At 47.0% G+C, this 713-nt stretch carries 1 protein-coding gene and 1 pseudogene; both read right to left on the bottom strand.

The features are described 5' to 3' along the window. Positions 1–244, bottom strand: a pseudogene (locus R7Q09_RS25575) (hypothetical protein); the annotation flags it as partial. Between the two features lie 83 nt (positions 245–327). Further along, on the bottom strand, positions 328–713 hold a 386-nt coding region (locus tag R7Q09_RS25570), incomplete at its 5' end, for an AacA4 family aminoglycoside N(6')-acetyltransferase (RefSeq protein WP_276428554.1).

Raw genomic sequence — 713 nt, 5'->3', positions numbered from 1 at the left:
TCTCAGACAAAACGGCTAAAGCAATCGGAAATTTCATAACGCTTTGCATCGGGAAATGGAAGTCGTTATTAATCTTCAAAGTATCCTTCTCATTGCTGTTGAATATTGCTACTCCTATTCTGGCATTTTTTGCCTTTAAAACATTCTCAATTTTCAAAGTTAAGTTGTCAGTTTGAGCATTTGAATACGCAATTGTAAAAAATAAACTTAACAATACTAATAATATCCTTTTTACGATTTTCATATGTCTGTACTCCTATCTGGTTAAATTACCGCTAACACCTGAATTAAGCCGCGCCGCGAAGCGGCGTCGGCTTGAATGAGTTGTTAGGCAACACCGCGCTTTCTCTCGAAGGCTTGTCGTGTTTGAACCATGTAAACCGCCGGCCCGTCAGGCGTGGTGATGATCTTCTCCCGCACGAATCCTGCCTTCTCATAGCAGCGTATGGCTCGATGGTTGTTCGGAGTCGGGTCGGTCTGAATCTTCGTCACGGTGGGGTCCGAGAACAGTAGTTCAACGAGAGCGCGGACAAGCCTTGTTCCTAGGCCTTTGTTCAACTGTGTCGGGTCAGCCAGAGACTGGTCTATTCCTCGCACTCCTGGATCAGTTTCATCTTCCCACCAGCCATCACCGCTTCCGAGCGCGACGTACGACTGAGCATAGCCGATCGGTTCCTCGCCCAGCATTGCGATGTACGGTGTTACGGACTCTT

Source organism: Vibrio sp. 2130-1, assembly GCF_033339515.1.
Note: the sequence above shows the minus strand (reverse complement) of the source record. Positions and strands in the feature narration are given on the sequence as shown.